The sequence below is a fragment of the Stenotrophomonas sp. 62841_Sma genome (genome assembly GCF_056482945.1).
Window position 1 is genome coordinate 3,655,721 of sequence record NZ_CM151224.1, and the last position, 14,543, is coordinate 3,670,263.

General features: G+C 68.1%; 9 protein-coding genes. 2 read left to right on the plus strand and 7 right to left on the minus strand.

Translation table 11 applies throughout. From position 1 onward, the window contains the following. Positions 1-3: 3 nt before the first annotated feature. The 7 genes from ACZK5G_RS17225 to pilG all read right to left on the minus strand — a co-directional run bounded on the left by ACZK5G_RS17225 (position 4) and on the right by pilG (position 11,974). Positions 4-468: a chemotaxis protein CheW gene (locus tag ACZK5G_RS17225; protein ID WP_006385148.1), complete on the minus strand. Its 465-nt coding sequence runs from the start codon at positions 466-468 to the stop codon at positions 4-6. After that, positions 465-1,805: a chemotaxis protein CheB gene (locus ACZK5G_RS17230; RefSeq protein WP_478464188.1), complete on the minus strand. Its 1,341-nt coding sequence runs from the start codon at positions 1,803-1,805 to the stop codon at positions 465-467. The genes ACZK5G_RS17225 and ACZK5G_RS17230 overlap by 4 nt, the downstream gene beginning before the upstream one ends. After that, complete coding sequence (locus ACZK5G_RS17235) at positions 1,792-8,484, minus strand: Hpt domain-containing protein (protein ID WP_478464190.1); 6,693 nt, start codon at positions 8,482-8,484, stop codon at positions 1,792-1,794. The genes ACZK5G_RS17230 and ACZK5G_RS17235 overlap by 14 nt, the downstream gene beginning before the upstream one ends. Before the next feature lie 100 nt (positions 8,485-8,584). Beyond that, a complete protein-coding gene (locus tag ACZK5G_RS17240) occupies positions 8,585-10,621 on the minus strand; it encodes a methyl-accepting chemotaxis protein (protein ID WP_032130100.1) in 2,037 nt (678 codons plus the stop codon). Positions 10,622-10,662: 41 nt separating this feature from the next. Further along, entirely contained in the window at positions 10,663-11,193 is a 531-nt protein-coding gene (locus ACZK5G_RS17245) for a chemotaxis protein CheW (protein WP_005410716.1), read from the minus strand. Beyond that, complete coding sequence (locus ACZK5G_RS17250; RefSeq protein ID WP_478464192.1) at positions 11,193-11,555, minus strand: response regulator; 363 nt, start codon at positions 11,553-11,555, stop codon at positions 11,193-11,195. Before ACZK5G_RS17250 ends, ACZK5G_RS17245 begins: the two co-directional genes overlap by 1 nt. 17 nt (positions 11,556-11,572) lie before the next feature. Next, complete coding sequence (pilG, locus tag ACZK5G_RS17255) at positions 11,573-11,974, minus strand: twitching motility response regulator PilG (protein WP_005418455.1); 402 nt, start codon at positions 11,972-11,974, stop codon at positions 11,573-11,575. A gap of 240 nt (positions 11,975-12,214) precedes the next feature. Here pilG and gshB point away from each other — a divergent pair, with 240 nt between their 5' ends. Next, positions 12,215-13,162, plus strand: a complete 948-nt coding sequence (gene gshB, locus ACZK5G_RS17260) for a glutathione synthase (protein ID WP_121504664.1) — start codon at positions 12,215-12,217, stop codon at positions 13,160-13,162. After that, entirely contained in the window at positions 13,162-14,046 is an 885-nt protein-coding gene (locus ACZK5G_RS17265; RefSeq protein WP_032130099.1) for a TonB family protein, read from the plus strand. The genes gshB and ACZK5G_RS17265 overlap by 1 nt, the downstream gene beginning before the upstream one ends. Positions 14,047-14,543: the final 497 nt, after the last annotated feature.

The following is a 14,543-nucleotide window of genomic DNA, read 5'->3' on the forward strand; positions in this document are numbered from 1 at the left end:
CGATCAGGCCGCCAGCGAATCCAGGGCGGCTTCCAGCGCGTCCAGGTTCGGCAGCAGCGCGCTCTGCTCGCCCAGCAGCACACGCATGTGCACGATGTCCGGCAGGGTTTCTTCCGAGGCGTCAGCCAGCAGCCCGTCGCGCGGCACCGAAATCAGCTGCGGGAAGTTCTGCGTCAGCAGGGCGTAATACGGGCGTTGCGCGTTGCCGCTGAGGGCCTTCAGCACCACCACCTTGTTGTGGCCGCCCACGGCTTCCTCGCCCAGCCCGGAAAGGCGCGCGAACGACACCAGCGGCACCTGCCAGCCATGCCAGCCGATCTCGCCGACCAGCCAGCGCGGCGCATCGGAGACCGGCTGCACCGGCACGCGCGACATCATTTCGGCCACGGTGGCATTGGGCAGCAGCACGCGCGCGTTGCCGGCCTGGATCAGGACGCCACGGATTTCGTCATTGCTGGCATAGCTCATGGTGCTTCTCCGTTGTCGTCCTGCTCACCCCAGCGCACGGCAATCGCCTGCGCCAGTTCCTGCGGTTCACCAGCCACCATGCCGGCAGCAACCACCGCCGTGGCTGCAGCCGGGTCGTAGCAGCCCTCGCCCACCTGCCCGGCCACCCATGCACCGGCGGCGGCCAGATCCAGCGCCGGACCAACATGCGCAAGGTCAGCGCCGCTGAGCAGGACCAGCGCGGTGTGGTCAGCTGGCAGCGCGGCAATCGCAATGCCCTGCGCGTCGCTGACGAAATGCAGGCCGTCACTGGCTGCCTGCACGCCGATGTCATCGGCCAGCACGTGCACTTCACCCGGAGTTGCACGCTGGCCGGCTTCAGCCAGCTGCACCGGCAACGGCGACACGCGTGCCATCTGCTTGACCAGGTTGCCGTAGCGCCCGCCATCCAGGCGCATGTGCACCAGGACGGGCACGCTCAGCGAAGGCGGCAGCGCGCCGAGCAGGCGACGCAGCGCATCCGGGCCACCGATGCCGGCCAGCACCAGCAGCGATCCGGCGCGTGCGCCCACGGGCGCAGCAGCGTCCAGATCGACCAGACTCAGATGACCGGTATCGAAGGAAGGCAGCGGAGCCTCCACGGCAGCGTGGTGCGGAGCGGTTGCCGAGGCATCGGCCTCGTCCTCGACCAGCGACCAGGCGGTGTGGTCGAAGGAGACCGGCGGTAGCGGCGGTGCTGCGGACGCGGTCTCTGCCAGCGACGGCAGTGCGGGGGCCTCCAGCCGCTCAGGCACCACCGGCTGCAAGGCCGCCAGCGCCTGTTCCAGCGCGATCGGTTCGTGCAGCTGCGCAGGCGGCGAGTACAGAGTGTCAGCGGGGACCTCGTCGGCCCAGCTCAATGCCTGCTCCAGGTGCGGCTGCAGCGCTTCTTCCTGCGGCGCCGGTGGCGGTGCCGGGTGGCCCGGCTCCAGCTGCAGGCTGGGTTCTTCTTCGGCCCCCGGCGGCAACACCTGCTGGTGGCCATGCAGCTTGGCGGACAGATGACGGCCCCAGCGCTGAGCCTCCCAGCCATCACGACGTGCAGCCAGTTCGGCCTCGTCGAAGACCAGGGTCAGACCCGGTGCGGACAGCACCGCTTCCAGGCGCTCCAAGGCGTCCTCGATGGCGGCTTCCAGCGCGATCACCACGAACTGTGGGCGCGCCTCCTGCAGGACCCGCGCCTCCAGCGTGTTGGGATCATCTTCCAGCACCAGCTGCACATCGGCGTGCGACAACGCCTCACGCAGGCGCTCACGCGCCGCGCCGGGACGAGCCAGCAGGGCCACGGCCGGAGCCGCTTGGGTTTCACTCACGGACACGGGCGATCCCCAGCAGGTCGTACACGTTACGCATCAGGTCCAGTTCCTGGTACGGCTTGCCCAGGTAACGCTGGACACCGATCTCGAAGGCGCGCTGGCGGTGCTTGTCACCGCTGCGCGAAGTGATCATCACGATCGGCACGTCCCTGTAGCGCGGGTCGGCACGCATCGCGGTGGCGAGCTCGTAGCCATCCATGCGCGGCATCTCGATATCCAGCAGCATCAGGTCCGGCACGCGCTCTTCCAGCCGCTCCAGCGCCTCCACGCCGTCGCGGGCGACGCTGACCTCGAAGTTGTGGCGTTCGAGGATGCGGCCGGTGACCTTGCGCATGGTCAGCGAGTCGTCGACCACCATCACCAGCGGCACCTGGCGCTCCTGGCGCGGTGCGTTGGTCAGCACAGGCAGCGTCGGGTTGGCGAGGAAGCGGCGCACCAGCGGCGCCACGTCCAGGATCACCACCACGCGGCCATCGCCGGTGATGGTGGCACCGTAGATGCCCGGCACCGACGCGATCTGCAGGCCGACCGGCTTGACCACGATTTCGCGGTTGCCCAGCACCTGGTCGATCGCCACGGCGGCACGCAGATCACCGGCACGGACCAGCAGCAGCGGCACCTGGTCCTGGCCATCGGCACGCGCCGGGGCCTGCCCGACCAGGCTGCCGAGGTCGTACAGCGGATAGTCTTCACCGCTGTAACGGTAGCTGCTGTCGGCGGCTTCGAAACGCTCGCGCGACAGGCGGCCGATACCACTGACCGAGGCCACCGGCACCGCGAAGGTGGTTTCGCCGATCTGCACGAACACCGCCTGGGTGACGGCCAGCGTCTGCGGCAGGCGCAGGGTGAAGCGCACGCCCTGGCCCCGCACCGACTGGATGTCGACCGAGCCACCGAGCTGGCGCACTTCGTTGCGCACCACGTCCATGCCCACGCCACGACCGGCCAGCTGGCTGACCTGGTCGGCGGTGGTGAAGCCGGACGCGAAGATCAGGTTGTCCAGCTCCTGCTCGTTCGGCTGCGCATCGGCGGCCAGCAGGCCACGGTCGATGGCGCGGCGGCGGATCGCCTCGCGGTCCAGGCCAGCACCGTCATCGGCCACTTCCAGCACGATTTCCGAACCTTCGCGGTGCAGGCGGATGGCGATCTCGCCCTCCTCCGGCTTGCCGGCGGCGCGGCGCTGTTCCGGCGCTTCCAGGCCATGGGCCACGGAGTTGCGCAGCATGTGTTCCAGCGGCGCGACCATGCGGTCGAGGACGTTGCGGTCCAGTTCGCCGTGGGTTCCTTCCAGGGTCAGGTGGACCTGCTTGCCGGTATCCATGCCGGACTGGCGGACCACGCGGCGCAGGCGCGGCACCAGGCCATCGAACGGCACCATGCGCGCGCGCATCAGGCCATCCTGCAGCTCGGAGCTGACGCGCGACTGCTGCTGCAGCAGCGAATCGTACTGGCGTGACAGATCATCGAGCACGCCCTGCAGGCCGCCAAGGTCAGCCGCCGATTCGTTCAGCGCACGGCTGAGCTGCTGCAGGGTGGAGAAGCGGTCCAGCTCCAGCGGATCGAACTTCTGGTCGGCCTGGTCCTGCTCGCGCTGGTAGCGGGCGACGATCTGCGCCTCGGTTTCCAGGTCAAGACGCCGCAGCTGGTCGCGCAGTCGCGCATTGGTGCGCTCCAGTTCGCCCATGGCACCACGGAAGGCACCCAGCTGCTGTTCAAGCCGCGAGCGGTAGATCGCCACTTCACCGGCATGGTTGACCAGGCGGTCGAGCAGGTCGGCACGCACGCGCACCTGCTCCTGCTGCGGACGCGCCAGCGGATCTTCATCGATCACGCCCTCGGCCGGAAGCGGAGCCGACAGCGGCGCTTCGATCGGGGTCGCCAGCGGGCCCGCGGCCTGTGCGGGCACGGTCTCGATCTCGCTGGCCGCACGCGCGGCCGCAGCGGCTGCGGCGATATCGATGGTGGTGCGGACCTCGAAGGCTTCGACCAGATCCTGCGCCGGCTCCACCACACGGTGCGCGCCGGTGCGGGTGAGCAGCTGGTGCAGGCGGTCAAAGCCACGCTCCAGCAGCTGCACGTCGCGGCGTTCGATCTCGGTGCGGCCAGCGGCCACCGCCTCCAGCAGCGATTCGATGCTGTGGCCAAGGTCGCCGATGGCGTTGATGCCAGCCATGCGTGCGCCACCCTTCAGGGTGTGCAGGTCACGCTGCAGGCCGGCCAGCACCTCGCGGTCCTGCGGTGCATCGCGCAGTTCGCTGATCAGGCCATCGCAGTGGTCGAGCAGGTCCTTGCCTTCCTCGACAAAGATATCGACCAGCTCGCGGTCGTACACGCTGAAGTCGAGTGCATCGGCGCCGTCTTCGGCATCCGCCGCAACAGGTGCCTGCTCGTGGTGCGGCGCACGCGGCACGATGTCGGTCGCTGCAACCTGTGCATCGGTATCGACCGTACCCTGGCCCGGTGCGTCTTCCATTTCGAAGAAGCGCACCGCAGCAGTGCCGCCCTGCGGCGCCTCCGCGGTGATCTCCTCAATCACCGTCGCCGGGGACGGCTGATCGGCGCTCTCTCCTTCACCGACCGCCGCCTCCCCGCCGACGTCCGCATCCTCGGCAAAGGCATCTGCCTCACCCGGCGCGAGTTCGCTGGCCTGGAGGCCGATCACGGGCCATTGCCCGTCGTCGTCCAGGGTCTGCTCCTCCTCGATCACGTGCAGGCCGGCCTCGAGCGCGGCTGCCAGCGTGACCGGTTCTGCAAAACCCGGCACAGCCATTTCATCCTGCAGGCTCGACAGCTCGCTGTCGAGTGGCAGTGCAGCAGCGTCGTCAATGACGTTGTCATCGTCACTGCCCGAATCAAACGGCAACGGCGTATTCAGGTCGATCGCGTCAACTTCCGCAGACACCGGCAACTCTTCCGCGTCGCGGTCATCCACCGGCAGCGCACTGGCATCGAGGTACGGCGACAGATCGTCCGCCATGGTCAGGTCAGCGTCGTCGACCGTCGCGATCGCCGGCACGGCATCTGATTCGTGCTGGGCAACATCAGGCGCACGTTCAATCGGCTGGATCGATTCAATCGCGCCGGTGTCGTCCGCGGCAGGTTCACCTTCGCCCGGCACCGACGGCCAGCCGGCGTCGAAGTAACGCGAAAGATCGTCGCTGGCGGTCAGCTCACCCACGTCCAGGCCGCTGTCGGCTGCGACGTCCAGCACCTCCAGCCCGGTTGCAGCTGGAACCGGTTCCAGCGCATCTTCGGCATGCGACTGCGGCTCGGCAATGAAATCGGTCGCCGCATCGAAAGCGGACGGCATGCTGGTTTCGTCCAGCGTGTCCAGCCCGGCCAGCGGCGCTTCGGCCGCGGATGCCTGCTCGGCATCAGGCGCCAGCTCGACGCCCTCTTCGTCCTCGTCTTCCAGCGCGAACAGCGGCCAGCGCGCTTCCGGCAGCTCGCCGGCCAATGCCTGCAGCCGCTGCACCAGCGCGCCCTGCGGAACAATCCGCGGCTGTTCGGCCTGCAGCGCCTCCATGGTCGCGGTGATCGCCTGCGCGGTCGCATCCAGTGCGGCTACGCCCTCGTCGCCAGGCACCACGTCGGCGGCCAGTGCACGCTTGATGTAGGACTCGGCACCGCCGGTGACCGCCGTGATTTCCGGCACTTCGGTCATCGCGAAGGCGCCGTTCATGGTGTGCACCGCACGCAGCAGTGCGTCGCTGACCGGCTGCGGTGCCTGCTGCGCCGAGCGCAGCCATTCCTGCAGGGTCGCCTGGTGGACTTCGACCTCGGCCTCAAGGATCTCGCGCAGTACGCTGTCGATGTTGGCCGGGGTACCGGCGTCTTCCGCCACCGCCGTGGCATCGGCCTGCGCCGACGCAGCGGCCTCGGCTTCCAGCAGGCGGCTGATTTCGTCTTCGCCTTCGGACTCGGCCAGTGTCGCTGCCGGTGCGGCCGCAGCCGGCAACGGCACGTAGAAGGTCTCCTCGCCGGCACCGACCCGATCGGCAATGGCCTGCATCGCCTGCAGGTCCACGCTGATGCGCTGGCCATGGCGCAGCGCGGCGTTCAGCTGCGGCAGCGCGGCATGGGCGTTGTCGACCATCGCCAGCACCGCCGGAGTCGCCGGGCGGCTGCCATCGAGCACGCGATTGAGCATGCCTTCGATCTTCCAGGCGAACTCGCCCAGGGTGCGTGCACCCACCAGGCGGCCACTGCCTTTGAGGGTGTGGAAGATGCGGCGGATCGGCCGCAGCCGGTCCATGTTGTCCAGCTGCATGCGCCATGCCGGCAGCAGCGTGCCCAGGTTGGCCAGCTCGTCGTCGAACTCTTCCAGGAACACCTCGCGGATGTCCTCGTCGATGTTCTCGGCATCGTCGTCGAAGCCTGCCTCGAAGCCGGTCTCGGTGCCGGCCACGACCGGGATGTCCGCAGCGGGCGGAGCCGCCATGGCCTGCGGATTGAAATCGGCCGCCGCGGCGCTCAGCTCGGCGAAGAACTGCGCGTCGGCTTCGCTGAAGTCGATGGGCGCGATGGTGTCGATATCAATCACCGACACCGCCGGTGCCGGTGCATCGGAGACCGGCGTCAGCACCTCGGCCATCGGCGCGGGCACGTCCTCCTGCACATCCGCCGGAACCGCGTCCGCTTCGGCAACCACAGGGCTTTCGTCCACCCGCACGGATGCAGCGGGATCGACGATCTCCAGCGCCGGGTGCAATCCGGCGTCGTCGTCCAGCGACAGCGTCTCCATCGCGTGCAGCGACAGCACGTCGTCGGCATTGTCCAGCGCATCGGCGTCGAAACGGAACACCACGTCGTCACCGGCGGCGACCACATCGTGCTCGGCAGCCACCGGGTCGAACACGGGCGCGGCAACGTCAGCGGTGTCAAAGGGCACCGACGCGTCGACGTCGTCCTCGACATTCATCACAGCCACATCGGCCAATGCCGGCGGTGTTGCCTCCGACAGTGTCCACTGCGGCGCCGGTTCCACGCTGGTTTCGGCCCGTTCGAAACTGACCGGGTCGAAGCTGGCGAAGGTCGGACTGCGCTCGACTTCGGCACTCGCGGTCGGCTCGGAGTCCGGATGGAACGGTGCGAGATCCCATTGCGGTACCTCGGGCGCAGGCGCGCTGGAGGCGGCGAAGACCAGCGGTGCATCCGCGTCGTCATGCAGCGACAGCGGTGTGGAGGCGACACTCCCCAGCGCCCCGAACATCAGGCGGTTGTCCACCACCTCCGGTGCAGGCGCGGCCGGTGGCGGATCGAAGGTGAAGTCCGGCAGCGGCACCGGCACCGTGCCGGCGGCGGGCGCGGCCGGCTGCACCGGAATCTCGATGGGCTCCGGCTGTACCGGCTCGGTCTGCAGCGCGATCGGCTCGCGGTCCACCAGCAGCGATGCGAACGGAATCGGCGCGGCGGCAACAGGCGCCACTGCATTGCGGTCCGGCAACGGCCAATAGCGCAGCGCTTCAAGGCTGCTGCGGGTGATGTCGAGGATGTCCTCGCGGCCCGGGCGGCGGTCGCGCAGAGCCTCGAGGTAGTACTCCAGGCTGGCCATGGCATCGGCCAGGGTGTCCAGCTGGCGGCCACTGGGCACGCGCTGGCGACCGATCAGCTCGGCTTCGATGTACTGCTGCACACCGCGCAGGTAATCGGCGGCGGTGTTCAGGTCGAGCATGCGCAGCGCACCGGACACATCGCCCAGCAGGCGCGGCACGTCCTGCAGCTCGGCATGGTTCCAGCTGGTTTCGATGAAGGCGACGAAATGCTCGCGGGCGGCGGCGAAGTTGGCGATGGCCTCATGTGCCAGCACCTCCACCGTGCGCCGGTTCTCCACCGCGCTGGGGTCATCTTCGCCACTGCCGCCGGCGCCCAGATGGGCGACCTGGTCGTCCAGCGACGCGTCCACGTAGAGCAATGCGCCGGCGATATCCAGCAGCAGGTTCTCGTCGATCTGCTGGCGCCCTTCGACCACGCCACGCAGCGCATCGCGCTGCTGCACGACCACGCCGCGGGCAACGCCCAGGCCCATCATGCCCAGCGTATCGGCCACGGCGCCAAGTTCGTTGGCCTGGGTCTGCAGCTGTTCGGGCGCACCGCCAGTACGCAGGTGCAGGTCCAGCGCATCCTTGATGCGCAGCAGTTCTTCCTTCACCGCGCTGCCCACGGTATCCAGCAGCTCGCGGTTGCGCCCGCTCAGGCTGCCCCGGGCATGGTCCAGCTCGGCCTCGGTGGCGCTGACGCTGTCCGGCGCGAACGCCAGCAGCACGCTGTCATGCACGCCCTCTTCGCCACGCGCGGCACGGATTTCGTTGAGCAGCGGCATCAGCACGATCGGAATGTCGCGGTGGCCGTTCTGCAGGCGCTCCAGGTAATCGGGCAGCAGCACGCTGCCGCGCATCAGGGTCGCGCAGGCTTCATCCCGATCAGCCACGCTACCGGCGCCGATGGCATTGGCCAGCTGTTCCAGCTCCTCGGCCACCATCGCCGGGGCGTACAGCTCGACCATGCGCAGGGTGCCCTGCACCTGGTGCAGGTAGCCGGCGCAGATGCGCATGCGGCTGGCATCGGCCGGGTCTTCCGCGTAGTACTCGACCTCGTTGCGCACCTGGCGCAGGGTCTCGTCCAGCTCGGGCTTGACCCAGCCCAGCGCTGCGTGGCTCATCGCATCGCGCAGACTGCTCATGGACGCGCTCCGTTCGCCGCCGCGCGGAAGCCGCGCGAGTTCTGGCGTGGGGAATGGAAATGCTTCATCGACTGGTTCCTTGCTCGCCGCCCTGCCCGCGTCACGCCGGCAGCTTGAAGTCGGCGACCGAACGACGCAGGTCGGCCGCCAGCTGCGCGAGATGACCGATCGATTCGGCGGTCTGCCCGGCACCCTGCGAGGTCTGGCCGGTGATCTGCCGGATCACGCCCATGGTGCGGGTGATGTCCGAGGCCGCAGCCGACTGCTGCTGGGCGGCGATGGAGATGTTCTTGATGAGGGTGTTCAGTGCATTGGACACGCGCTCGATTTCGGTCAGTGCGGTGCCGGCGTCCTCGGCCAGACGTGCACCGGACACCACTTCGGCGGTGGTCTGTTCCATCGAGGTGACCGCTTCGTTGGTATCGGCCTGAATGGCCTGGACCAGATTCTCGATGCGTCGGGTTGCGCCCGAAGTGCGTTCTGCCAGGCGCTGCACTTCGTCGGCCACGACCGCGAAACCGCGGCCCGCTTCACCGGCCGAAGCCGCCTGCACCGCCGCGTTCAATGCCAGGATGTTGGTCTGCTCGGAAATGTCGTTGATCAGTTCCACGATCGAGCCGATTTCCTGCGACGACTCGCCCAGGCGCTTGATGCGCTTGGAGGTTTCCTGGATCTGGTCACGGATCTGGTCCATGCCCTGGATGGTCTCGCGCACCACGCCGGCACCTTCGGCGGCGATCACCACCGAGCGCTGTGCCACGTCGGCCGACTCGGCCGAGTTGCGCGACACCTGTTCGATGCTCGCCGCGATTTCACCGATGCGGTCCGAGGCCGAGGTGATCTGGTTGGCCTGGTGGCCCGCCGCCTCTGCCAGCTGCATGGCGGTGGCCTGGGTTTCCTGGGTGGACAGCGCGACCTTGGCCGAGGTGTCGTTGATGGTGGTCACCAGGTGGCGCAGTTCGTCGACGGCGTAGTTGATCGCGTCGGCGATGGCGCCGGTCATGTCCTCGGTCACCGAGGCCTTCACGGTCAGGTCGCCCTCACCCAGCGAGGAGATTTCGTCCAGCAGCCGCATGATCGCCTGCTGGTTGCGGCTGTTGAATTCCACCTGGGTCTGGTAACGCAGTTCCTGCTCGCGCGAGCGGCTGCGCACGTTGGTGGAGACGAAGCCGATGATCGCGATCAGCGACAGCGCACCGGAGACCACGCCGATCCAGAAGTTCGGGAACAGGCGGGTATCGGACACCGAGCCGAACGAGGAGAACGCCTCGAACAGCTTGCGGCTGTCGTCCAGCATGTGCGCCGAGCCCTGGCCCAGCGCGGTGGCGGCGGACTGGGCGGCGAACAGCTGGCGCGAGCTGGCCAGGATCGCATCGGCGTCCTGCTTCATTGCCTCCCACTTCTGCTGCGACTGCTCCAGCGCGGCCACGGCGGCGGCACCGCGCACGGCGGTGATGCCCAGTTCCTCGTTGCCGTTGCGCAGGCCGTCGAGCACCTGCGAGAACACGGTGATGTCGCGTGCCAGTGCATCGCCCGAGGTGGCAGCGGCGCTGCCACCGGCGCGCATTTCGGTCACGCGACGGGCCATGGAGCCGGCCACCACCACCTGCTGCAGGGCGCTGTACACCTGCGACGACGGCGCGCCGGAGGCGGACATCGCACGCACCAGCTCGTTCAGCTGGGCCTGCAGGCCCGGCACCGCGCCGGTGAAGTTGTTGGCATTGCCGGCCAGCGCCAGCACCGCCGGTTCACTGGCGACCAGCTGCCCGGCCTGCTTGCCCAGCGGCGCCCAGGTTTCGGCCAGGGTGGCGATCGCACCCGACACGCCCGGCTCCTTGCCGTAGCGCCCCTGCAGGGTCGACACGTTCTGTTCGATCGCGTTGCGGGTCGCCTTGAAGGCGGTGAACGCCTGCGCGTTGCCGCCCACCGCGTCACGGCCCTGGTTGGCCAGCTGCTGCGACAGCACCTGCAGGTCGGCTGCCTTGGAACCGGCATCGGCCAGGCGACTGCCCTGCCAGGTGGCGACGCCGGTGTTGACGCCGAACAGGATCATCGATGCCAGCAGCAGGAACAACCAGAGGTTGCTGCCGCCCAGCCGCAGCTTGCCGGTCTTGGTGGCGTCCGAAGCAGTACTCATCGTTCAACCTCGATCTTCAATGCAGGGGGCGATGCCCGGCCTCAGGCCGCGGCTTGCCGGAATTCAGGGGTACGCGACAGCAGCGAGAGCGAGAACACGCCCCAGTCGTGGCCGTCGGCGTGGAAGGCGCGATCGACGAAGTGGCCGTAACGTCCTTCGGCCAGCGTGCCGGCCGCGATCTGCTGGTCCAGTTCGAAGCTGCGCTGGCCGAACAGTTCATCGATGGTCAGCGCGACGTCGCCGCCGGCCTGGCGCATGATCAGCACGCGCTGGCCTTCCTGCTGCACGGTACGCGTGCCTTCCAGGAAGTACTTCAGGTCGACCACCGGGAACAGGTTGCCGCGCAGGTTGCCTACGCCCAGCAGCCACGGCTGCGCGCACGGCACCGGGGTGACCGGCGGCATCGGCACGATTTCCACCACTTCGCGGAAATCGGACACCAGCCGGCGCTGGCCGACGCGGTAGCCCACGCCACGCCAGAGGTCCTGGGCGAACTGCCGTTCGGGCAGCTGCACCGCATGGGCCAGGCTGCGCCGTTCGTAGGCTTCGAGAATGTCGAAGGGCGAGCGCATCAGGCCACCAGTTCGTTGATCCGCGCGATCAGTTCATCCTCGCGCGGCGGCTTGACGATGTAATCGGCTGCGCCCTGGCGCAGGCCCCATGCCCTGTCGGTTTCCATCGCCTTGGTGCTGACGATGATCACCGGGATGTGCTTGATCGCCGCGTCACGGGCCATCGCGCGGGTGGCCTGGAAGCCGCTCATGCCGGGCAGGACCACGTCCATCAGCACCAGCTGCGGCACCTGGTCGCGGACCAGCTGCAGTCCATCCTCGGCGTTGTCCGCTTCCAGCACCTCATGGCCGGCACGGCGCAGCCACTGGGTGAACACCGCGCGGTCGGTCGGTGAATCCTCGATCAGAACGATACGAGCCATTGTGCCTTTCCCCCTGGTCAGGCGTTGACGTATGTGCGGATGGCACCCAGCAGTTCTTCACGCGTGAAAGGCTTCGTCAGGTACTGCTCCGAGCCGACGATGCGTCCCCGCGCCTTGTCGAACAGGCCATCCTTGGACGACAGCATGATGACCGGGGTCGCCTTGAACAGCTGGTTGCCCTTGATCAGCGCACAGGTCTGGTAGCCGTCCAGGCGCGGCATCATGATGTCGACGAAGATGATCTGCGGTTGCTGGTCTGCGATCTTCGCAAGCGCTTCGAAGCCGTCGGTGGCGGTGACCACCTCGCAGCCTTCGCGCTTGAGCAGCGTTTCCGCAGTCCTGCGGATGGTCTTCGAATCATCGATGACCATCACCCGGAGTCCTGCGAGTTCCCCGCCCGCAGTCGTGTTTTCAGTCATTGCCTATCCCCAAGCGCACGGCCCGATCTCTGGCGGGGGCCGCTACGAAAGCGTATCTATATCGCACTTTCCGCGCCCGCTTCAAGGCCGCCCCATGGCGCGGGGCATGGCACCCTCCTGAACGTGACGGGTTTCGCAATGCGTGCGCGACCGCCGGGCGGACGCTGCGTTGCAGTACGGCGGGGAGGCGCGCGACCGGCGTTGCCGCTACCATCAACGCCTTGCCAGACAGGTGCGCCCATGCCGTTGAACGTCATCGTGGTGATGGACCCCATCGCCCACATCAAGATCGCCAAGGACACCACCTTCGCCATGTTGCTGGAAGCCCAGCGCCGCGGCCATGCCCTGCACTACGTGCGCCCGGGCGGGTTGGCCCTGGAAGGTGGCGTGGCGGTGGCCCAGACCGCACCGCTGCAGGTGCGCGACGACCCGGTCGGCTGGTATGAGCTGGGTGCGTTCAGCCGTACCGAGTTCGGTCCCGGCCAGATCGTGCTGATGCGCAAGGACCCGCCGGTCGACGCCGAGTACATCTACGACACCCAGGTGCTGGACGTGGCCGCCGCTGCCGGTGCCTGCGTGGTCAACAACCCGCAGGGCCTGCGCGACTACAACGAGAAGCTGGCCGCCCTGCTGTTCCCGCAGTGCTGCCCGCCGACCCTGGTCAGCCGCGATGCCAAGGCGCTGAAGGCCTTTGCCCTGGAACACGGCCAGGCCGTGCTGAAGCCGCTGGATGGCATGGGCGGCCGCTCGATCTTCCGCAGCGGCCAGGGCGATCCGAACCTGAATGTGATCCTGGAAACCCTGACCGACGGCGGCCACAGGATGGCGCTGGCGCAGAAGTTCATTCCCGACATCACCGCCGGCGACAAGCGCATCCTGCTGGTCGATGGCGAACCCGTCGACTACTGCCTGGCGCGCATCCCGCAGGGTGATGAATTCCGCGGCAATCTCGCCGCCGGTGGCCGCGGCGAAGGCCGCCCGCTGAGCGAGCGCGACCGCTGGATCGCCGCCCAGGTCGGGCCGGAGATGAAGCGTCGCGGCATGCGCTTCGTCGGCCTGGACGTGATCGGTGATTACCTGACCGAGGTCAACGTGACCAGCCCGACCTGCGTGCGCGAACTGGACGCACAGTACGGCCTGAACATTGCCGGCACCCTGTTCGACGCACTCGAGGCCGGCCTGCGCTGATGTCTGCCGCACCTGCCGTACTGCCCCCGCCGCCGCGCGAAGCGCAACGGCTGGGGGCGACCATCGCGCTGTCGGTGCTGGTCCACGCCCTGCTGATCCTGGGCGTGGGCTTCGCCGTGAAGGGCGATGCACCGCTGGTGCCGACGCTGGAAGTGATCTTCAGCCAGACCCGCACCGCACTGACGCCGAAGCAGGCTGATTTCCTGGCCGCAGCCAACCAGGAAGGCGGTGGCGAACACGACCGCGCACAGCGTCCGCGTGACAACCAGGCCGGCATCGTGCCGCAGGCCCAGTCCGGAATCAGCCCGATTCCGCAGCAGCAGCAATCGGCCGCACCGGTTCCGCCGCCGCAGGCACGGGTGGTCAGCAGCCGCAATGGCGAAGAAATGGTGGCGCAGGCGCAGTCCCGGCCCACGCCGGATCAGCCCGAACCGGATGCGCCCTTGAGCGCACGCGAACAGCGCGACGTGGAGATGGCGCGCCTGGCCGCCGAAGTGCACCTGCGCTCGGCGCAGTACGCCAAGCGTCCGAACCGCAAGTTCGTGTCGGCCAGCACGCGCGAATATGCCTATGCCAACTACCTGCGTGCCTGGGTCGATCGCGCCGAGCGCGTCGGCAACCTGAACTACCCGGACGAGGCCCGGCAGCGCCGCCTGGGTGGCCAGGTGGTGATCAGCGTGGGTGTGCGCCGCGATGGCAGCGTGGAAAGCAGCCGGATCCTGCGTTCGAGCGGGACGCCGTTGCTGGATGAGGCGGCTCTGCGGGTGGTGAAGCTGGCGCAGCCGTTCCCGCCGTTGCCGAAGACCGAGGATGAGATCGATATCCTGCAGGTCACGCGCACGTGGGTGTTCCTGCCGGGCGGCACCCTGCACGACGATCGGTAGGGTTCTGTTGCCCGGGCCTGCGGCCCGGGACCCGCTGAACGTCAACGTCAACGTCAACGTCAACGTCAAAGGCGGCGGTTGGACTGTGGATTTGGTGTGGCGGGGTGGCTGGGCAGGACACGCCGTAAACCCATCCTTGGGGGCTCGATGGCGCCATCCATGGCGCCAACGGTCCTGCCCAGCCACCCCGCCCCACCTCTGACAGATCCCGGCGCATCGCGTCCCGCTCCGCTGTTGGTAGGTGTCGACCTTGGTCGACACACATCCACGCTATGCGTGGATGCGAGCGAAACGATCCGCTTTTGACTTTGATTTTCTTTTGATTTTCCGTGGCGGACGCACACGGAAACTGTCAGAGGTCGGGCGGGGTGGGTTCGCGGGGGTATCCGCGCCATGGATGGCGCGGCTAAGCCCCCAGGGACGGGTTCACGGCGTCCCCCGCGAACCCACCCCGCCCGGCCAAGCGCGGCTTTTGATTTACGCGATCAACCAACCCC

What these genes read in the sequence shown, in the direction of transcription:
- ACZK5G_RS17235 (WP_478464190.1), bottom strand. Translation starts at nt 8,484, where the DNA reads ATGAGCAGTCTGCGCGATGCGATGAGCCACGCAGCGCTGGGCTGGGTC.
- gshB (WP_121504664.1), top strand. Translation starts at nt 12,215, where the DNA reads ATGCCGTTGAACGTCATCGTGGTGATGGACCCCATCGCCCACATCAAG.
- ACZK5G_RS17250 (WP_478464192.1), bottom strand. Translation starts at nt 11,555, where the DNA reads ATGGCTCGTATCGTTCTGATCGAGGATTCACCGACCGACCGCGCGGTG.
- pilG (WP_005418455.1), bottom strand. Translation starts at nt 11,974, where the DNA reads ATGACTGAAAACACGACTGCGGGCGGGGAACTCGCAGGACTCCGGGTG.
- ACZK5G_RS17240 (WP_032130100.1), bottom strand. Translation starts at nt 10,621, where the DNA reads ATGAGTACTGCTTCGGACGCCACCAAGACCGGCAAGCTGCGGCTGGGC.
- ACZK5G_RS17265 (WP_032130099.1), top strand. Translation starts at nt 13,162, where the DNA reads ATGTCTGCCGCACCTGCCGTACTGCCCCCGCCGCCGCGCGAAGCGCAA.
- ACZK5G_RS17225 (WP_006385148.1), bottom strand. Translation starts at nt 468, where the DNA reads ATGAGCTATGCCAGCAATGACGAAATCCGTGGCGTCCTGATCCAGGCC.
- ACZK5G_RS17245 (WP_005410716.1), bottom strand. Translation starts at nt 11,193, where the DNA reads ATGCGCTCGCCCTTCGACATTCTCGAAGCCTACGAACGGCGCAGCCTG.